This is a genomic window from Pseudoduganella sp. UC29_71, from assembly GCF_042693265.1.
Taxonomy (GTDB): domain Bacteria; phylum Pseudomonadota; class Gammaproteobacteria; order Burkholderiales; family Burkholderiaceae_D; genus Rugamonas.
In genome coordinates, this window is sequence record NZ_CP170549.1 from 2,617,583 (window position 1) to 2,636,558 (window position 18,976).

General features: G+C 65.0%; 19 protein-coding genes. 10 read left to right on the forward strand and 9 right to left on the reverse strand.

Features of this window, described 5'->3' with window-relative positions; all coding sequences use genetic code 11:
• Positions 1–36 precede the first annotated feature (36 nt).
• From ACFJI2_RS11435 to cyoA, 5 genes are read right to left on the reverse strand one after another with little or no spacing between them, the layout of a single operon-like run.
• Positions 37–867, reverse strand: coding sequence for an SURF1 family protein (locus ACFJI2_RS11435; RefSeq protein ID WP_377705107.1), 831 nt, complete (start codon positions 865–867; stop codon positions 37–39).
• On the reverse strand, positions 864–1,274 hold the full coding sequence (cyoD, locus tag ACFJI2_RS11440) for a cytochrome o ubiquinol oxidase subunit IV (RefSeq protein WP_377705108.1): 411 nt from the start codon (positions 1,272–1,274) through the stop codon (positions 864–866). Before cyoD ends, ACFJI2_RS11435 begins: the two co-directional genes overlap by 4 nt.
• Positions 1,271–1,882 (reverse strand): cytochrome (ubi)quinol oxidase subunit III, encoded by a 612-nt coding sequence (cyoC, locus tag ACFJI2_RS11445; RefSeq protein ID WP_377705109.1) that lies wholly within the window; start codon positions 1,880–1,882, stop codon positions 1,271–1,273. The genes cyoD and cyoC overlap by 4 nt, the downstream gene beginning before the upstream one ends.
• Positions 1,875–3,869: a cytochrome o ubiquinol oxidase subunit I gene (cyoB, locus tag ACFJI2_RS11450; protein WP_377705110.1), complete on the reverse strand. Its 1,995-nt coding sequence runs from the start codon at positions 3,867–3,869 to the stop codon at positions 1,875–1,877. Before cyoB ends, cyoC begins: the two co-directional genes overlap by 8 nt.
• Positions 3,853–4,854 (reverse strand): ubiquinol oxidase subunit II, encoded by a 1,002-nt coding sequence (gene cyoA, locus ACFJI2_RS11455; protein ID WP_377705111.1) that lies wholly within the window; start codon positions 4,852–4,854, stop codon positions 3,853–3,855. Before cyoA ends, cyoB begins: the two co-directional genes overlap by 17 nt.
• A gap of 128 nt (positions 4,855–4,982) precedes the next feature.
• Between cyoA and ACFJI2_RS11460 the strand changes: the two genes are divergently transcribed.
• Positions 4,983–6,332, forward strand: coding sequence for an MFS transporter (locus ACFJI2_RS11460; RefSeq protein WP_377705112.1), 1,350 nt, complete (start codon positions 4,983–4,985; stop codon positions 6,330–6,332).
• A 170-nt stretch (positions 6,333–6,502) separates the two neighbouring features.
• On the opposite strand, the gene ACFJI2_RS11465 is transcribed toward ACFJI2_RS11460, so the two are convergent.
• A complete protein-coding gene (locus ACFJI2_RS11465; protein WP_377705113.1) occupies positions 6,503–7,414 on the reverse strand; it encodes a LysR family transcriptional regulator in 912 nt (303 codons plus the stop codon).
• A gap of 97 nt (positions 7,415–7,511) precedes the next feature.
• Between ACFJI2_RS11465 and ACFJI2_RS11470 the strand changes: the two genes are divergently transcribed.
• Both ACFJI2_RS11470 and ACFJI2_RS11475 read left to right on the forward strand, forming a co-directional pair.
• Positions 7,512–7,841 (forward strand): nuclear transport factor 2 family protein, encoded by a 330-nt coding sequence (locus ACFJI2_RS11470; RefSeq protein WP_377705114.1) that lies wholly within the window; start codon positions 7,512–7,514, stop codon positions 7,839–7,841.
• A complete protein-coding gene (locus tag ACFJI2_RS11475) occupies positions 7,838–8,620 on the forward strand; it encodes an SDR family oxidoreductase (RefSeq protein ID WP_377705115.1) in 783 nt (260 codons plus the stop codon). The genes ACFJI2_RS11470 and ACFJI2_RS11475 overlap by 4 nt, the downstream gene beginning before the upstream one ends.
• A 393-nt stretch (positions 8,621–9,013) precedes the next feature.
• Here the strand turns inward: ACFJI2_RS11475 and ACFJI2_RS11480 are convergent, their stop codons facing one another.
• Positions 9,014–9,880: a type 1 glutamine amidotransferase domain-containing protein gene (locus ACFJI2_RS11480; RefSeq protein ID WP_377705116.1), complete on the reverse strand. Its 867-nt coding sequence runs from the start codon at positions 9,878–9,880 to the stop codon at positions 9,014–9,016.
• A gap of 102 nt (positions 9,881–9,982) precedes the next feature.
• Here ACFJI2_RS11480 and ACFJI2_RS11485 point away from each other — a divergent pair, with 102 nt between their 5' ends.
• The 3 genes from ACFJI2_RS11485 (at position 9,983) to ACFJI2_RS11495 (ending at position 13,325) form a co-directional block, all read left to right on the forward strand.
• Entirely contained in the window at positions 9,983–10,918 is a 936-nt protein-coding gene (locus ACFJI2_RS11485) for a LysR family transcriptional regulator (protein WP_377705117.1), read from the forward strand.
• Between the two features lie 72 nt (positions 10,919–10,990).
• Entirely contained in the window at positions 10,991–12,355 is a 1,365-nt protein-coding gene (locus ACFJI2_RS11490) for an amino acid permease (protein WP_377705118.1), read from the forward strand.
• A gap of 196 nt (positions 12,356–12,551) precedes the next feature.
• On the forward strand, positions 12,552–13,325 hold the full coding sequence (locus tag ACFJI2_RS11495) for a ferredoxin--NADP reductase (RefSeq protein WP_107868873.1): 774 nt from the start codon (positions 12,552–12,554) through the stop codon (positions 13,323–13,325).
• A gap of 58 nt (positions 13,326–13,383) precedes the next feature.
• Here the strand turns inward: ACFJI2_RS11495 and ACFJI2_RS11500 are convergent, their stop codons facing one another.
• Together ACFJI2_RS11500 and ACFJI2_RS11505 are read right to left on the reverse strand one after the other, a co-directional pair.
• A complete protein-coding gene (locus tag ACFJI2_RS11500) occupies positions 13,384–14,316 on the reverse strand; it encodes a CopD family protein (RefSeq protein WP_377705119.1) in 933 nt (310 codons plus the stop codon).
• Positions 14,317–14,706 carry a copper resistance protein CopC gene (locus ACFJI2_RS11505; protein ID WP_377705120.1) on the reverse strand — a complete coding sequence of 130 codons (390 nt, stop codon included), beginning with the start codon at positions 14,704–14,706 and terminating at the stop codon, positions 14,317–14,319.
• Between the two features lie 253 nt (positions 14,707–14,959).
• Between ACFJI2_RS11505 and ACFJI2_RS11510 the strand changes: the two genes are divergently transcribed.
• From ACFJI2_RS11510 to ACFJI2_RS11525, 4 genes are all read left to right on the forward strand, one after another.
• Positions 14,960–15,820, forward strand: a complete 861-nt coding sequence (locus tag ACFJI2_RS11510) for a GNAT family N-acetyltransferase (protein ID WP_377705121.1) — start codon at positions 14,960–14,962, stop codon at positions 15,818–15,820.
• Between the two features lie 2 nt (positions 15,821–15,822).
• Entirely contained in the window at positions 15,823–16,773 is a 951-nt protein-coding gene (locus ACFJI2_RS11515; protein ID WP_377705122.1) for a 2-hydroxyacid dehydrogenase, read from the forward strand.
• A gap of 135 nt (positions 16,774–16,908) precedes the next feature.
• Positions 16,909–18,288 carry an aspartate aminotransferase family protein gene (locus tag ACFJI2_RS11520; protein ID WP_377705123.1) on the forward strand — a complete coding sequence of 460 codons (1,380 nt, stop codon included), beginning with the start codon at positions 16,909–16,911 and terminating at the stop codon, positions 18,286–18,288.
• Between the two features lie 77 nt (positions 18,289–18,365).
• Positions 18,366–18,863 (forward strand): winged helix-turn-helix transcriptional regulator, encoded by a 498-nt coding sequence (locus ACFJI2_RS11525; RefSeq protein ID WP_107868869.1) that lies wholly within the window; start codon positions 18,366–18,368, stop codon positions 18,861–18,863.
• The last annotated feature ends 113 nt before the right edge of the window (positions 18,864–18,976 follow it).

The following is an 18,976-nucleotide window of genomic DNA, read 5'->3' on the forward strand; positions in this document are numbered from 1 at the left end:
GCCTGAGTTATGCAGCCTGCGTGCCGCCGCGCCGCGCTATTTGCCGGCGCGGCGGCGCTCGTCGCGGATCACCCACGCCAGCGCGGCCGCCATCATAGCAGCCAGCGCGTACCAGGTGAGAGCATAAACCAAGTGATTGTTCGGGAAGGAAATGACGGTCATGCCGCCGAAGGGGCGCGCGGCCTGGTCCAGGTCGGCCACGTACTGGCCGGCGTCGGCGTCCACGAAGTATGGCGCCACGCGCGCCGTCTGCAGGCCGCGCGCGGCCGCGATGGCGTGCACGTCGCGCGCATACCAGCGGTTTTGCGCCGGGTCGTTGCTGCGCAGGCCCAGCGGCCCCTTGCCCACTTCGCTGATGCGCAGCAGGCCGTTCAGGCGCACCGGCGCGCGCCCTGCCAGCGCGGCGGCGGCACAGGCGTCGGTGCCGGCCGGCACGGTGGCGTTCAGGCTGGCTTCCAGCGTGGCGGCCGCGTCCAGCGGCAGGAAGCCGCGGTTGATGATGACCATGCTGCCGTCCGCCTGGCACAGCGGGGTGAGCAGCCAGTAGCCAGGGCCGCGTTCCGTGGTCGCCTGCGCTTTGGTCGAGTATTCGGGGAGCAATCTGCCCGTCAGGAAGACGTGGCGGTATTCATCGGTCTCTGCGGAGACCCTGGCCCAGTCCTGCGGACCGGGAGCGGGCACCGGCTCCGCGTGCACGCGTGCGTCGACGCGTTCGATCAGAGCCAGTTTCCATTGCAGGCGCTGGACTTGCCACGTGCCCAGCGCGAGCAGTACTGCAATAACGAGCACCGCGCAGGCCACCAGCGTGTAGCGCAGGCCTGCGGAGCGCAGGCGCGGCGCGCCGGTGGTGCGCGGTGCGGACATCATGGCATGTTGCGCATCTGGTGCGCGTCCATGCCCGGCATCATGTTGGCGTTCATGTGGTACATGACCCAGATCGAGCCCGACAGCACGATGACCACCAGGATCAGCGTGAACATCATGGCCAGCATGGACCAGCCGCCCTCCACTTTCGCGTTCATGTGCAGGAAGTAGACCATGTGGACCACGATCTGCACGGCCGCGAAGCCGAGGATGGTGAAGGCCGTGGTGGCCGGGTTGGCGAACACATTGCCCATCACCAGCCAGAACGGAATGGCGGTCAGGATCACCGACAGGATGAAGCCGATGGTGTAGGACTTCAGGCTGCCGTGACTGTGGTCGTCATGGCCGTGGTGGCCGTGGCCGTGGCCGTGATCGTCATGGCCATGGTGGTCGTGGTTGTGATCGCTCATGGCAGAACTCCCATCAGGTAAACAAAGGTGAACACGCCGATCCAGACCACGTCCAGGAAGTGCCAGAACATGGACAGGCAAGTCAGGCGGCGCATGTTTTCATGCGTCAGGCCATGCTTGGACAGCTGGAACAGCAGCGTGATCAGCCACACGATGCCGAAGGTCACGTGCAGGCCGTGGGTGGCCACCAGCGACCAGAACGAGGTCAGGAAGGCGCTGCGCTGCGGACCGGCGTTTTCGTGCAGCAGGTGCACGAACTCGTACAGTTCCAGCGAGATGAAGGCCGCGCCGAACAGGCCGGTGACCACCAGCCAGCCCATGGTGGCGCCCAGGCGCTTGCGGCCCGCTTCCAGCATGGCGAAGCCGTAGGTGATCGACGACAGCAGCAGCATCGAGGTGTTCAATGCCACCAGCTTCAGGTCGAACAGCTCGGCGCCGGTCGGGCCGCCCGCGTAGTTGCGGCCCAGCACGGCGTAGGTTGCGAACAGGACGGCGAAGATCAGGCAATCGCTCATCAGGTAGATCCAGAAACCGAGCAAGGTGCCGTTTTCCGGATGGTGCTCGCGTACGAAGTAGCGCGAGCTTGGGTTCAAGGTAGCGTCAGACATGGGCATTCAGCAGTTGGGTGCGAGCATCTTCGGTGCGGACAACTTCTTCCGCAGGAATGTAGTAATCGCGTTTGTAATTAAACGTGTGAACAATGATGGCGGTCATCATGGCGACGAAGGCAAGGCCGGCCAGCAGCCACATCTGCCAGATCAGCGCGAAGCCGACCAGGCCGCTGATCGCGGCGATGACGAAGCCGGCCCAGGTGTTCTTCGGCATGTGGATCGCCACGTAGTCCTTCAGCGGACGCTGGTAGCCGTTCTTCTTCATGTCGGCCCAGGTGTCGTTGTCGTGCACGCGCGGGGTGAACGCGAAGTTGTAGTCAGGCGGTGGCGACGAGGTCGACCATTCCAGCGTGCGGCCGTTCCATGGGTCGCCGGTGACGTCCAGGTTTTGCTTGCGGTCGCGGAACGAGACCCAGAACTGCATCAGCATGGCGCCGATACCGCCGGCAATCATGACCGCGCCCAGCGCGGCGATCTGGAACCAGATCTGCAGCGAAGGATCGTCGAAGTGGCTCATGCGGCGGGTCACGCCCATCAGGCCCAGCACGTACAGCGGCATGAAGGCGAAGTAGAAGCCCACGAACCACAGCCAGAACGACCACTTGCCCCAGTACGCGTTCAGCTTGTAGCCGAAGGCTTTCGGGAACCAGTAGTTGATGGCCGCGAACACGCCGAACACCACGCCGCCGATGATGACGTTGTGGAAGTGCGCGATCAGGAACAGCGAGTTGTGCAGCACGAAGTCCGCCGGAGGCACGGCCAGCAGCACGCCGGTCATGCCGCCGATGACGAAGGTGATGATGAAACCAATGGTCCACAGCATCGGCACTTCAAAGCGGATGCGGCCGCGGTACATGGTAAACAGCCAGTTGAAGATCTTGGCGCCGGTCGGGATCGAAATGATCATCGTCGTGATGCCGAAGAAGGAGTTCACGCTGGCACCGGAGCCCATGGTGAAGAAGTGGTGCAGCCATACCAGGTAGGACAGGATGGTGATCACGACGGTGGCGTACACCATGGAGGTGTAGCCGAACAGGCGCTTGCCGCAGTAGGTCGAGACGATTTCCGAGAACACGCCGAACACCGGCAGCACCAGGATGTACACCTCGGGGTGGCCCCAGATCCAGATCAGGTTCACGTACAGCATGGGGTTGCCGCCCAGCTCGTTGGTGAAGAAGTTGGTGCCGAAGGTGCGGTCCAGCGACAGCATGGCCAGCACGGCGGTCAGCACCGGGAACACGGCCACGATCAGCGCGTTGGTGCACAGGGCGGTCCAGGTGAACACTGGCATCTTCATCATGTCCATGCCGGGCGCGCGCATTTTCACGATGGTGACCACCAGGTTCACGCCGGACAGCAGTGTGCCGACCCCGGCCACCTGTAATGACCAGATGTAGTAGTCCACCCCGACGTCGGGCGACGCGAGGATGCCGGACAGCGGCGGATAGGCCAGCCAGCCGGTGCGGGCGAATTCGCCCACGAACAGCGAGGCCATCACCAGGATGGCACCGAAGGCGGTCATCCAGAAGGAGAAGTTATTCAGGAACGGGAAGGCCACGTCGCGCGCGCCGATCTGCAGCGGCACCACGTAGTTCATCAGGCCGGTCACGAAGGGCATGGCCACGAAGAAGATCATGATCACGCCGTGGGCGGTGAAGACCTGGTCGTAGTGGTGCGGCGGAAGGAAGCCGGCCGAATCGCCGAAGGAGATCGCTTGCTGGGCGCGCATCATCAGCGCGTCGGCAAAGCCGCGCAGCAGCATGATCAGACCGAGGATCATGTACATGATGCCGATCTTCTTGTGGTCGATGCTGGTGATCCAGTCGCGCCACAGGGTACCCCACAGGCGGAAGTAGGAAATGGCGCCGAGCAGGCCTATGCCGCCCAGCACTACGCCGGCGAAGGTCGCCAGCAGGATAGGCTCATGGAAGGGAATCGCTTCCCAGCTCAGCCGTCCGAAGATGAGATCAGTATCGTGTTGCATTGTTGCTCTTCATGGAAAGATTAGGCACGGGAGTCGGCGTGTTGCACAGCTCGGCCGCAGTTTTCGCGCGAACGATGTCATCCGCCATCATCTTGTTGATGCAGGTAGAGCCGTCGCCGACGCAGCGGTTCAGGATGGCGTCGTACAGGTCGGCAGAGACAGCCGGGTAGTAGCGCACCGGCTCCTTTTCGCTCGGCTTTTCCAGCACCTGGTACGCGGCGCGGTCCAGCGCCACGGCGCCGGCGGCACCGGAAGCCTTGACCTTGGCGACCCAGGCGTCGAAGTCCGCATTGCTCACGCCGTGGTACTTGAAGCGCATGTGCGAGAAGCCGGCACCGCTGAAGTTGGCCGAGAAGCCGTCGTACACGCCAGGCTTGTTGATGACCGCGTTCAGCTGCGTCTCCATGCTCGGCATCGCGTAAATCATGCCGGCCAGGGCTGGCACGTAGAAGGCATTCATCACGGTCGAGGCGGTGATCTTGTAACGTACAGGCACGTCAACCGGGGTCACCAGCTCATTGACGGTGGCGATGCCCTGCTCCGGATAGATGAAGAGCCATTTCCAGTCCAGCGCCACCACTTGCACTTCCAGCGGCTTGACGCCGGCGGCCAGCGGACGCTTGTCGTCAATGCGGGACAGCGGACGGTAAGGGTCCAGCTGGTGGGTGCTGATCCAGGTCAGCAGGCCCAGCACGATGATGATCAGCAGCGGCGCGCCCCAGATCACGAGTTCGAGCTTGGTGGAATGATCCCAATCGGGTTCATATTTGGCGGCAGTGTTGCTTTGGCGATACTTCCACGCAAAGAACAGGGTCAGTGCGATGACTGGGACGACAATCAGCAGCATCAGCAAGGTGGACACCACCACGAGGCGGGCCTGCTGTGCGGCGATATCGCCGGACGGGTTCATTACCACGGTGTTGCAGCCTGCGAGCAACAACAGTGGCAAAAGAGCCAATCCACGATGGTTCAAGGGAGATTTCATGCGGTAATGTACGTTACATAAAATGAATAACATGGTACTGTAACCACAACGGCTCTCCTTGGACATTGGACACTTTGTCCTACCCCATGGGGCGGACCGTTGTACAACTAATAAGCGAGACAAGGAATATGGCCACGACGACAACATTCAACGGCGATCTTCCCGCCGAACATCCATCGCGTCAAACCAGTCAAGGGGCGCGCAACATCAATGCCAGGGATGGGCATATCCAACCCGGCGAAATCGCCATCGGGGTCGTGATAGGCCGAGCGTCCGAATACTTCGACTTCTTCGTCTACGCCATCGCCTCGGTGCTGGTCTTCCCGCAGGTCTTCTTCCCCTTCGAAAGCCGCCTGGACGGCACACTGTACTCCTTTGTCATCTTCTCGTTCGCGTTTCTTGCGCGTCCCATCGGCTCCGTGTTGTTTATGACACTACAGCGGCATTTCGGCCGCGAAGCCAAGCTCACCGCCGCCCTGTTCTTATTAGGCACATCCACCGCCGGCATCGCCTTCCTGCCCGAATACGCGGACTGGGGCATGACTGCGCTGATCATGCTGTCGGTGCTGCGCATCGGCCAGGGCATCGCCCAGGGCGGCTCGTGGGACGGCCTGCCGTCGCTGCTGGCGCTGAGCGCGCCGCAGAACAAGCGCGGCTGGTACGCCATGCTGGGCCAGCTCGGCGCGCCGGTCGGCTTCATCCTCGCTGCCGGGCTGTTCTCCTTCCTGCTGTCGGCGCTGAACACGCTGGAATTCCTGGACTGGGGCTGGCGCTATCCGTTCTACGTGGCCTTCGCCATCAACGTGGTGGCCCTGTTTGCCCGCCTGCGCCTGGTGTCCACCACTGAATACACCAAGCTGCTGGACGAGCACGAGCTGGACCCGACCCCGGTGATGGAGCTGGCCCGCTCGCAAGGCCGCAACGTGCTGATCGGCGCGCTGGCCGCGCTGGCCAGCTACGCCCTGTTCCACCTGGTGACGGTGTTCCCGCTGTCCTGGATCAATCTGTACTCGACCCGTTCGCTGAGCGACTTCCTGCAGCTGCAGATGCTGGGCGCGGTGCTGGCCGCCGGCGGCATCATCGCCTCCGGCCTGCTGGCCGACCGCTTCGGCCGCCGCACCACGCTGGGCACCCTGGCCGCGCTGATCGCCGTCTTCAGCGGCTTCGTGCCGATGCTGATGGACGGCGGCGAGGCGGGCCAGAACATCTTCCTGATGGTGGGCTTCCTGCTGCTGGGCTTGTCCTACGGCCAGGCCGCCGGCGCCGTGACCGCCAACTTCCAGACCAAGTACCGCTACACCGGCGCGGCGCTGACGTCCGACCTGGCGTGGCTGGTGGGCGCCGGCTTCGCACCGCTGGTGGCGCTGGGCCTGTCGGCCAACTTCGGCCTGGCCTACGTCAGCCTGTACCTGCTGTCCGGCGCGGTGGGTTCCCTCGCCGCGCTGAGCCTGAACCGCGCGCTGGAAATCCGCGACTAAGCGTTCCCGGCTAATGCCGCAAGCGGGCTCCCGGCGCAAGCCGCGAGCCCGCTTTCCATTTGCGGGATAGCGCCTCCGCTCGCCCGTCGCCAGCCAAGACCCCAGCCAAGACTCCGACCAGGAAGTGATCAAAAGCGGACGACGGCTTTTCCCTCTACCAATCTCGCTAACTAGGGCCGATCGAACGGTTTTCGATCCAACAAACAGTCGATGAACGCACCAAGGGGGGCTGGTCGGTGCTGCCTGTTGGGGTAGTAGAGGAACAGCCCCGGGCGCGAGATTGACCAGTCCGCGAGGACTCGTATCAGCTGTCCCTGCGCTATCAGCTCACCCGCGCCATCTCGCTCAAAGTGATAGGCAATGCCGAGTCCTTCAAGCGCAGCGGCAACGCCAATGTCGGCATGATTGGTAACGACGGGGCCATCCACCGCCACTTCCAGCCGCTGCTCCCCCTTCTTGAACTCCCAGCGATAATGCCTGCCCTCCATCTGAAGTCGCCAGTTGATGCACGCGTGCTTGTGCAAATCGGCAGGTGACTTGGGTATGCCTCGACGCGCGAGGTAGTCCGGAGACGCCACTGCAACCATGTTCAGGTCGGGCGTGAGGCGGATGGCGACCATGTCCTTCTCAAGCTGTCCGCCCACGCGGATGCCCGCATCGAAGCGGCCGACGACGATATCAGCCAGGGCGTCGTCCACCACGATGTCGAGCACTACATCCGGATGGACTTGGTGGAAGCGTGCAAGCCGGGGAGCGATAATCGTTCTTGCTGCAATTCCAAGCGTGTTGATGCGAAGCGTGCCACGCATCTGCCCCGTGGCCTCGCTCGCTTCGGCGACCGCGACAGCCATTTCCCGAAACAAGGGGGCCAGGCGGCTGTAGAGCTGCTCGCCGCTGGCGGACGGCGCGACGCTGCGGGTAGTGCGATTCAGGAGACGCGCGCCGATGCGGCTTTCCAGCTGGCGAATGGTTTGGCTGAGTGCGGAAGGCGATAGGCCCAGGTGCTCAGCCGCCCGGGCAAAGCTCTTGCGCTCGACGACGGCAACAAAGGCCTTTAGCTCAGCAAAGTCGGAACCACGCATTATGCACTCTTCTCTACATAGCGGATCAAGATTCTAGCGCATTCCCAAAACTGACACCAGACTGCATCCTGTGAACTTTCCAACCAAGGAGTTCGCCATGTCAGTTTTAACCCTCCCCGACCCGATTGCCGCGTATTTGGCGGCCGACACGCAAGGTCCCGATGACCTCGCCCGCTGTTTCACATTGCAGGGCGTCGTGAAAGATAAGGGTGAGTCCCATATCGGCCGCGATGCGATCAAAGCATGGAAGCGTGAGTCGTCGACGCTGTACACCTACACCACGGAGCCCTTTTCGGTGGAACTCATCGACGGCATCCACGTGGGCTACTGCCACGTGGCCGGTAGTTTTGCAGGTAGCCCGATCGACCTCAAATTGCGCTTTCGCCTCGAGCGCGATCTGATTGCCAGCCTGGAGATCACTGTATGAGCTTCGACCTTCAACTGAGCGGCCGGCGGGCAGTGGTCACCGGCGGCACGATGGGCCTTGGCGCCGCAGTCGTGCAAACCCTTGTGGAAGCCGGCGCTCGGGTAGCAACATCCGCGCGCAACATTTCAGCGGCACCATTGGATGGCGTCACATACATCCGTTCCGACCTGACGACGGCGGAAGGCGTGGCTCACGTCGCGCAGACGGTCCTCCAGGCCTGGGGTGGAGTCGATATCGTGATCAACGTGCTGGGTGGGTCGGGCACCCCTGGCGGTGGCTTCGCCGCCATTTGTGACGAGCATTGGCTAGCGGAGCTGAACCTGAATCTGATGTCCGCAGTACGTTTGGATCGCGCGCTATTGCCTTCGATGCTAGCCCAGGGCTCTGGGGTTATCATACATGTAAGTTCGATCCAGCGCCTGATGCCAATGCCTGAGTCCACCACCGCCTACGCCTCCGCCAAAGCCGCGCTGACCACGTACAGCAAGTCTCTTTCAAGGGAAGTTATGCCGAAGGGTGTTCGCGTGCTGTCCGTCGCGCCAGGATGGATTGAGACGGAGGCATCCGTAAGACTGGCAGAACGGCTGGCCGAGCAAGCCGGCACGGACTATGAGGGAGGGCAACGTATGGTCATGGACTCGCTAGGCGGCATTCCGCTTGGCAGGCCGGCCAAGCCCGAAGAGGTTGCCGACTTGATCGCCTTCCTGGCGTCTCCTCGTGCCGCCTCGATCTCGGGGTCCGAGCACCGCATTGACGGCGGCAGCGTCAAGACGCTCTAACCGACGATCGCAACGCGTTGAAAAGCGGGCGGAAGCCGCCCCACCTGTGGAAAATCTCGGCGCGGCCGCTAGTGCAAGTCTCTGTTGCGCCGCACGGCGTTGCCCGAGAGCACACGCAATATGGTCTGGGGATCGACGGAATGGGCAAGCAGATAGGCCCAGGCGTTCGCCGCACCTCTGGCGGCGTCGATACGCCTGGCTTCCTCTATCACCCTGGCTAGGTCGTGATTGCTTCTCTTGCAGCTCATGGTACGGACTCCCTCGGGCTGCCTACGGAGCTGGGGTAGGCATGTGCTGGGCACGGAGGACGCGCTGCGGCTTGGGCGCTTTTTCTGTCTTGGACAGTGCTGGAAATAGTAGCACGGGCCGCGCCGCAGCGTTAATACCAATTCGCTATTTAGTATGGCTAAGTGCGCCTGCCGCCAGGCGGCTCAGTAGCACGTCCGCCACACCCGCCGCCGATGCGGGATTTTGACCGGTGATCAGCTCGCGATCCGAGACGATGTGCGGCGCCCAGTTCGGGCCGCTGCTGTACTTGCCACCCGCGCGCTCCAGCGCGGTCTGCGGGGTCAGCTTCATCACGCCACCCTTCAGGTAGCCCTTGCCGGCCTCTTCTTCGGCATTGCTGATCACCGTCATGCGGTAGCCGGCGTAAATCCAGCCCTGGCCGGCCGGTTTGCCGCCCGATTCCAGCTTGGCGACAAAGGCTTCCGGCTGGTCCAGCGCAGCCACCAGGGCGGCCGGGCCATGGCACACCAGCGCGGTCGGCTTGGCGGCGTTGTGGAAATAGCTCAGCAGGCGGCCCACGGCAGGGCTGCGGATCAGATCCTGCATGGGCGCGTGGCCGCCGGGAACGTAGACGGCGTCAAATTGCGCATAGCCACCCTGCTCCACGCGCGCCAGGCTGACCACGGGCGAGGTAGATACGGACGTCAGCTTGAGCTTGTCCAGCAGCGCCAGGTGCTCCTGCATGGCCGCCTCGCCGCCGAACAGCGACGCGTCCAGCGAGTTGCGGTCCACTGCCGGCGCCTTGCCCTGCGGCGTGGCGAAGGTGACGGTATGGCCGGCATCCAGCAGCTTTTTCACCGGCTGCATCAGTTCGTTGGCGTAGAAACCGGTCTCGTAGACGCGCTGGTCGCGCAACTCGAGCTGGGACGCGTCCGACAGCACGACCAGCACATTGGCGGCTTGGGCGCTGGCGGCGGACACGCCGATGGCGGCTGAGATGGCGGCGGCAACGGTGCGAATGAATGGTGTCATGTAGTACTCCTTGTGGGCTGGGTTGATAGCCGCCACTCTATTCGCATCGCATGAGACAATAAACCACTCCAACATCAATTCATTTGTTCGCGAAAGAGTAGAATGCCGCGCCAATTCGACTATCTGGGCGACGTGGAAGCCTTCCTCGCCATCGCCGACAAGGGCACCATCAGCGCCGCCGCCGTGGCGCTGGGCACCACCGCATCCGTGCTGAGCCGCGCCGTGGCCCGGCTGGAAGCCCGCCTCGGCGTGCAGCTGATGCGCCGCACCACACGCCGCCTGAGCTTGACCGACGCGGGCAACGCCTACCTTGAGCAGTCGCGCGCCGCTTTCGCCCTGATGGCCGACGCCGAGCGCTCGATGCGCGACCAGGGCGGCGAACTGTCCGGCACCGTGCGCCTGAGCGCGCCCACCACCTACGGCCACTACCGCCTGCCGCCGCTACTGCAATCCTTCATGGCGCAGCACCCGCGCGTGATGGTGGAGCTGAGCATTTCCAACCGCAACGTGGACCTGGTGCAGGAAGGCTACGACATGGCCATCCGCCAGGGCGCGCTGCCGGACAGCGGCATGGTCGCGCGCCCGCTGGAAGACGCCCAGCTCTGCCTGGTGGCCGCGCCCGCCTACCTGGCCCGCGCCGGCACGCCCGCCGCCATTGCCGACCTGGCGGACCACGCCTGCCTGCCCTTCACCATGCCCAGCACCGGCAAGCCTGCCACCTGGCAGCTGCGCGACGGCGGCGCCGACATCGACTGGGTGCCGGCTGCGCGCATGCGCATCGCCGACGACGTGCTGGGCGTGGTCACGCTGGCGCAGCAAGGCCTGGGCATCTGCCAGACCTACCGCTTCATCGCCGACGAGCGCCTGCGCAGCGGCCAGCTGGTCCCCGTGCTGCCGCAGCACTGGGGCCGCAGCCGGCCGTTTTCGCTGATCTACCCGCCGCACCGTGGCCTTTCCGCCGCATCGCGCGCGCTGATCGACACGCTGACTGCGCATGCGGCCACTTTGCCGCCCCACACCGCCTCCCCTATGCTTTAGAATCACAGGCTTCCGCGAGTTGCATGAATATCCACATCAACGCGCCTTTAAAACGATCAGGGACCATGAGACATGATTGAAGACGGGAAGAATGAACTGAAACGCGGCCTCAAGAGCCGCCACATCCAGCTGATCGCACTGGGCGGCGCCATCGGCACCGGCCTGTTCCTGGGCATCGCGCAGACCATCCAAATGGCCGGTCCCTCGGTGCTGCTGGGTTATGCGGTGGCGGGTTTTATTGCATTCCTGATCATGCGCCAGCTGGGCGAGATGGTGGTGGACGAGCCGGTGGCCGGTTCCTTCGCCTACTTCGCCGACAAATACTGCGGCAATATGGCCGGCTTCGTCGCCGGCTGGAACTACTGGGTGCTGTATGTGCTGGTGAGCATGGCCGAGCTGACCGCGGTCGGCATCTACGTGCAGTACTGGTGGCCCGCCATTCCAACCTGGATGTCCGCGCTGGCCTTCTTCCTGATTATTAATGCGATCAGCCTGTCCAACGTGAAAGCGTTCGGCGAGATGGAGTTCTGGTTCGCCATCGTCAAGGTGGTGGCCATCGTGGCCATGATAGGCTTCGGCATCTACCTGTTGGTGTCCGGCAACGCCGGCCCGGAAGCCACCGTGGCCAACCTGTGGCAGCACGGCGGCTTCTTCCCGAACGGCATCTCCGGGCTGGTGATGGCCATGGCGGTCATCATGTTCTCGTTCGGCGGGCTGGAGCTGGTGGGCATTACCGCCGCCGAAGCGAGCAATCCGTCCGAGACCATACCGAAGGCCACCAACCAGGCCATCTACCGCATCCTGATCTTCTACATCGGCGCGCTGGGCGTGCTGCTGTCGCTGTACCCGTGGACCAAGGTGGTCACCAGCGGCAGCCCCTTCGTGCTGATCTTCCACGCGCTGAACAGCAATATGGTGGCCAATGCGCTCAACATCGTGGTGCTGACGGCCGCGCTGTCGGTCTATAACAGCGGCGTGTACTGCAACAGCCGCATGCTGTTCGGCCTGGCCAAGCAAGGCAACGCGCCTCGCTCGCTGCTCAAGGTGAACAAGCGCGGCGTGCCGCTGGCGGCACTGGGCGTGTCCGCGCTGGCCACCGGCATTTGCGTGGCGGTCAACTACTTCCTGCCGGGCCAGGCCTTCGGCATGCTGATGGGCCTCGTGGTGTCCGCGCTCATCATCAACTGGGGCATGATCAGCTGGATACACCTGCGCTTCCGCGCGCAGAAGCAGCGCGAAGGCCATGTCACCGCCTTCCGCAGCCTGGGCTACCCGCTCACCAACTACCTGTGCCTGGCCTTCCTGGCCGCCATCCTGGTGGTGATGTACCTGACGCCGGACCTGCGCCTGTCGGTCTACCTGATCCCGGTCTGGCTGCTGGTGCTGGGCCTGGGCTACTGGAGCAAGCAGCGCAACGCGCAGCCGGCCAGCGCCTGATTCGATGCGCTGCGGCGCATAAGCATATAAGCAGGATGTCGGAGCGCCCCCGAGACAGGATGGGGGGCGATCCGTTACAATGTTGGTTACGCCACTAATTTTCTATGGCGCCATCCCCCTGCTCAGCCGATTGCCAAGCAAACGCCCATCGCGCGGGGCCTGGTGCTTTCACTTTTTAGTCAATCGGGATCAGACAATGAGCAACATGAACGAGGAGAAGGTTTTAAGCGTGCATCACTGGACGGACACTCTGTTCTCCTTTACGACCACGCGTGACCCCGCTCTGCGCTTCTCCAACGGCCACTTCACCATGATCGGCCTGCGCGTCGACGGCAAGCCGCTGCTGCGCGCTTACAGCATCGCCAGCGCCAACTACGAAGACCACCTCGAATTCTTCAGCATCAAGGTTCCGGGCGGCCCGCTGACGTCGCGCCTGCAGCACCTGCAGGTGGGCGATACCGTGATCGTCGGCCGCAAGCCGACCGGCACCCTGGTGTCCGACTATCTGCTGCCGGGCAAGCGCCTGTACATGCTGTCCACCGGCACCGGCCTGGCGCCGTTCCTGAGCATCGTGCGCGATCCGGAAATCTACGAGAAGTTCGACCAGCTGATCCTGGTGCACGGCGTGCGCCAGGTGGACGAACTGGCCTACCACGACATGCTGGTGGAGCATTTGCCCAACCACGAATTCCTGGGCGAGCTGGTGACCAGCAAGCTGCGCTACTACCCGACCGTGACCCGTGAAGAGTACAAGAACATGGGCCGCGTCACCGCACTGATCGAGAGCGGCAAGCTGTTCGAGGACCTGGGCGTACCGGAACTGAACCCGAACGAAGACCGCGTGATGATCTGCGGCAGCTCGGACATGCTGCGCGACCTGAAGGAAATGCTGGAAGCGCGCGGCTTCAACGAAGGCAATACGTCCACCCCGGGCGACTTCGTCATCGAGCGCGCGTTCGCCGAGAAATAACCGGTCCGGAAACGGACCCGGCGTCATCGCCCCCGCCAAGTGCGGGGGCTTTTTTTGCTTAGCCGGCCATCGGCGGCTGCTGGGCTACCAGCACGGCGGCGGCCAGCAGCGCCCCGGCCAGCACGACGGATTCGATCCGCAGCACCGCCACGGCGCGTCCCAGGCCCTTGCCGCATTGCGCCGCAGGGAAGCCCACCAGCTTGTTGTAGCCGCCCAGCGCGACGGCCAGCGCAACCAGCACCAGTTTCACCAGCAAAGCGGTGCCGTAAGGGTTGCCGAAAGCGTTGTCCACGGTGCCGAGCGCGTGCCAGGCGTTGTAGATGCCGCTCGCCGCAATGCCGGCCAGCGCGGCGGCCGCCGTGTCGGACAGTGGACGCAGATAGCGCGCCAGTGCGCGCTGTGGCCCGGCTAGGGGCAGCACCACCCAGCCTGCCACCGCCACGCTGCCTACCCATTGCGCCACCAGCATCAGGTGCGCGTATTCAATCGCGATCCCCATGCTCAGCAAGCCCTGTTCGGCCGCATGGCTGTTGGCTACGCGGCTGGCGGCGTATGCCAGCAGCAGCATGAGCGCGGCGAAGTCCAGGCCGCGCCAGCGTGGCAGCAGCCAGGCCAAGGCGCTCAACGCCAGCATGGCCGCCAGGCCTGCCAGTCCGGCGTGGCCGAAGGCGGTTTGCGACAGCATCATCGACAAGGCGGCGCCAGATTCGGACAGCGGCACGCCAGCCATGGAGGCAGCGGCCGCCCACAGCGCGGCAGCGGTGCCGGCCAGGCATAGGGGCGCGGCCCAGCGCAGCGAACCACACAGCAGCGCGGCGGCCGATGCGGCCCACAGTGCACCTGCACCTGCGCCTGCGCCACCGCCGCCGTCACCGGCAGCCCGGGCGCAGCGCCGCAGCCACCAGCGCGCCGACAGCACGCCCACCATCCATGCCAGCGCCAGGTTCAGCGCGAACGCGGCGCCGCACTGCAGCAGCGCGGTGCCATCCACTCACTTCACCGTGAAGCCGAACTGGCCGGTGCGGCGGTGGCCGTCCGGCCCCACGGCCACCCAGCGCACGCTGTAGGCGCCCGACGCCAGCGCCGGCAGCTCCAGCTTCATCAGCAGCGGATTGCCCGCGTCCACCTGTGCCTTGCCGGCCCCGACATCCTTGCCGCCGGCGTCCTGCAGCACGATGGAACTGAAGGCCGGCTCCACCTTTTCATTGAAGGTCAGCTGGATGTCGCGCGGCGCGTGTTCCAGCACGGCGTTGGCGGCAGGCTGCGAGCTTTTCAGCGCGGCGTGCGCCAGCGCCAGCGGGCTGGCCAGCACGCCGGCCACGAAGGCGGCCAGGGTGGCGGCCATGGCGGCGGTCGACGCCAGGGTATGCAATCGTTTCATGTTTGCTCCGTTTGTGTGTTTGGCTGGCGTTACGATAAGCCCTGTTCCCCACGCCACGCAAACGCTTTTTGCCGCTTTCCGAACACTTGACAGGGATGCGAAAAATCGCCCGCCGTTTCGGCACAAAGTGCTGCGGCGGCGGGCCGCGCCGCGACTTTCTAGCGTTCTGTTTTCGGCGCTGGCGCGGCCCGCACGGCCTGGGTTAGCATGGCTGCACGCCGCTTCCGAATCGCGGCATCACCACGGAGGAAACGTGACAGAGCTGAAAACAGAAGCGGCCTTGCGCTACCGGCGCATGACCGAGGACGACATCGAAGCGGCGCACAAGCTGTCGCTTGCGGTGCGCTGGCCGCATCGCCTGGACGACTGGCGCTTCATACAGCGCCTGGGCGCCGGCTACGTGGCGGAAGACAGCACCGGACTGGTTGGCACGGTGATGTGCTGGAGCCATGGTCCCGACTATGCCTCTGTGGGCATGGTTATCGTGTCCGCCGAATGGCAGGGCAAGGGAGTGGGCCGCAACCTGATGGCGCTGGTGATGGCCGAACTGGGCAAGCGCACCGTGCTGCTGCACGCCACCGAAGCGGGCCAGCCGCTGTACGAGAAGCTCGGCTTTGAAGCGATCGGCCAGATCCACCAGCACCAGGGCACGGTGTTCAAGTCGCCGCTGATGCCGCTGCAGCCGGGCGAGCGCATCCGCCCGCTCGGTTCGCGCGACGGCCCGCGCCTGGCCGCGCTGGGCGCGCGCGCCGCCGGCATGCCGCGCGCCACCGTGCTGGCGGCCATGCTGGAAGTGGCCGAGGGCGTGGTGATCGACCGCTACGACGAGGTGATAGGCTGCGCCATGCTGCGCCGTTTCGGCCACGGCTACGCCATCGGCCCGGTGATCGCACCGGACATCGACCGCGCCAAAGCGCTCATCAGCCATTGGACCGGCACCTATGGCGGCGCCTTCATCCGCATCGACGTCACGGGCAGCAGCGGCCTCAGTCCCTGGCTCACCGAGCTGGGACTGGTGCAGGTGGACAGCGTGGTGGCCATGGCGCGCGGCGAAGCACCCCTGTCCGACCCGGGCGTGCGCATGTTCGCCATCGTCAACCAGGCGCTGGGCTGAGCATGGCCGGGCCGGATGAACTGACGCCGTGCACCTTCGTCTACAAGGCCGATCCCGTGCGCGGCGAGGAATGGCGCCAGCTGTTCGCCGAACTGGCGCCGCAGATCGACTTCCGCATCTGGCCGGACGTCGGCGACCCGGCGCAGGTGCGCTACCTGGCCGCCTGGCTGCCGCCGGACGACCTGCACGCCTATGCCGGCCTGGAGGTGCTGTTCTCGGTCGGCGCCGGCATCGACCAGTTCGACCTGGAAGCGCTGCCCGCGCGCCTGCCGCTGGTGCGCATGGTGGAACCGGGCATCGTCGGCGGCATGGTGGAATACGTGACGCTGGCCGCGCTGTCCATCCACCGCGAATGGCAAGCCTACGCCGCCCAGCAGCGCGCCGAAGTATGGCGCGCGCTGCGCGTGCGGCCCGCGTCGTCGCGCCGCGTCGGCGTGCTGGGACTGGGCGTGCTGCCGCGCGCCGTTCTGGCGCAGCTGGGCAGCCTGGGGTTTCCCTGCGCTGCCTGGAGCCGCTCGCAGCACGACGTGGACGGCGTGGATTGCTACGCCGGCGCTGCCGCGCTGCCCGGCTTCCTGTCGCGCTGCGACATCCTGGTCTGCCTGCTGCCACTGACGGACGACACGCGCGGCATCCTGAACCGCGAGCTGTTCCGCCAGCTGCCCCAAGGGGCCGCGCTGGTGCACGTGGGCCGCGGCGGCCACCTGGTGCAGGACGACCTGCTGGCCGCGCTGGACGAGGGCCGCCTGGCGCAAGCGGTGCTGGACGTGTGCGAACCGGAGCCGCTGCCCCCCGGCCATGCGCTGTGGCGCCATCCGCGCGTGATGCTCACGCCGCACATCGCCAGCATGACGCAGCCGGCGAGCGCCGTGCGCGCCGTGCTGGCCAACCTGCGCCGCCACCAGGCGGGCCAGCCGCTGGAAGGGCTGGTGGAGCGCCAGCGCGGCTACTAGGGCCGCAGCACAATCTGCCGCCCCCGCCGCAAATTCGCAATTTCCACCGATTCGGGGCGCTCCACTTGCAAGCACCCGCTGCGGCTCCCGCCCTAAGATGGTGTCAGACCATCACACGGACAAATGGATGCCAACATGCCCCAAACTACCTTGCTTGAGCTGGACCGCCAGCACCTGATCCACCCCGTCACCAACTTCCGCGCACACGAGAAGCGCGGCGCCACCATCCTGCAGTCCGGCCACGGCGCCTACCTGCGCGATGCGGACGGCCGCGAGCTGCTCGACGCCTTTTCCGGCCTGTGGTGCGTCAATACCGGCTACGGCCAGGAAAGCATCGTGCAGGCGGCCGCCGAGCAGATGCGCATCCTGCCCTACGCCACCGGCTACTTCAGCTACGGCTCCGAGCCGGCCATCCGCCTGGCCGCGCGCCTGGTGGAACTGGCGCCGGCTTCGCTGCGCCACGTCTACTTCACCCTGGGCGGATCGGACGCGGTGGACGCGGCGGTGCGCTACATCACCTACTACTACAACGCCATCGGCCAGCCGCAGCGCACCGAATACATCTCGCTGCAGCGCGGCTACCACGGCTCCTCGTCGGTGGGAGCGGGGCTGACCGCGCTGCCGGTGTTCCAGCGCCATTTCAACCTGCCGCTGCCCACGCAGCACTACATCTCCTCGCCCTACCCCTACCGCAATCCGCTCGGGAACGACCCGCAGGCGCTGATCGCGGCTTCGGTGGCCGAGCTGCGCGCCAAGGTGGCCGGGCTGGGCGCCGACCGCGTGGCCGCCTTCTTCTGCGAGCCGATACAAGGGTCGGGCGGCGTCATCGTGCCGCCGCGCGGCTGGCTCAAGGCCATGGCGGACGCCTGCCGAGAACTGGGCATCCTGTTCGTGGTCGATGAGGTGATCACCGGCTTCGGCCGCACCGGCCCCCTGTTCGCCTGCGCCGACGAAGGCGTGGAACCGGACATGATGACCATGGCCAAGGGCCTGACCGCCGGCTACGCCCCCATGGGCGCGCTGATGATGTCGGAAGCGCTCTACCAGGCCATCGCCGAGGGTGCGGGTCCGGACATCGCCGTGGGCCACGGCCAGACCTATTCCGCGCACCCGGTCAGCGCCGCCATCGGCCTGGAAGTGCTGCGGCTGTACCACGAAGGCGGCCTGCTGGCCAACGGCGCGGCGCGCGCGCCGCAATTCGAACAGGGCCTGCGCGACCTGCTGGCCCACCCGCTGGTAGGCGACGCGCGCAGCCGCGGCCTGCTTGGCGCATTGGAACTGGTGGCGGACAAGGACAGCAAGCGCCAGTTCGACCCGGCGCTGCGGCTGCACGAGCGCATCGCCCAGGCGGCGTATGAACAGAAACTGGTGTTCCGCGCCTTTGGCGACAACATCCTCGGTTTTGCGCCCGCGCTGTGCTACACGGAAGCGGAATTCGAGCTGCTGTTCGGCCGCCTGCGCGCCACGCTGGACCAGGTGCTGGCGCAGCCGGAAGTAGCGCGTGCGCTGAGCTGAGCCGACGGCTGTTTTCGGCACGGCCGCGTGCTACAATCAAATGACAAGCTTCCAGTAACTGCTCGATCAGGGACCCTATGTTAGAAGGCGCGTTCAAACTGGACAGGATAGACATCCGCATCCTGTCCCACCTGCAGCAAAGCGGCCGTATCGCCAACGTCGACCTGGCCGACGCGGTCGGCTTGTCCCCCAGTCCCTGCCTGATCCGCGTCAAGCGCCTTGAGAAGGCGGGCTACGTCACCGGCTACGGCGCCCACATCGAGCTGGAAAAAATCGGCAACGTGCAGCTGGTCTTCACCCAGGTGACGCTGTCGGACCACCGCCGCGAGGACTTCGCCAAGTTCGAGGCCAGCATCCGCAAGATCGACGAGATCGTCGAATGCCACCTGGTGAGCGGCGGCTTCGACTACCTGCTCAAGTTCGTCACCACCGGCGTGGTGCACTACCAGACCATCATCGAAGGCCTGCTCGACCAGCACATCGGCATCGAGAAATACTTCAGCTACATCGTCATCAAATCGCCTTTCACCAAAGGCTACTACCCGGTCGAAAAGCTGTTCACCCAGAACAGCTGACGGCACGGCGGCGGCCCGGCAGAATATGCCGCCGCCGCTTTAAATTCGCAATATCCGCCGTTTCACGCCCCCGATAACGGCCGCACTCCCTCCCCCTCCCGCACTACCATGGA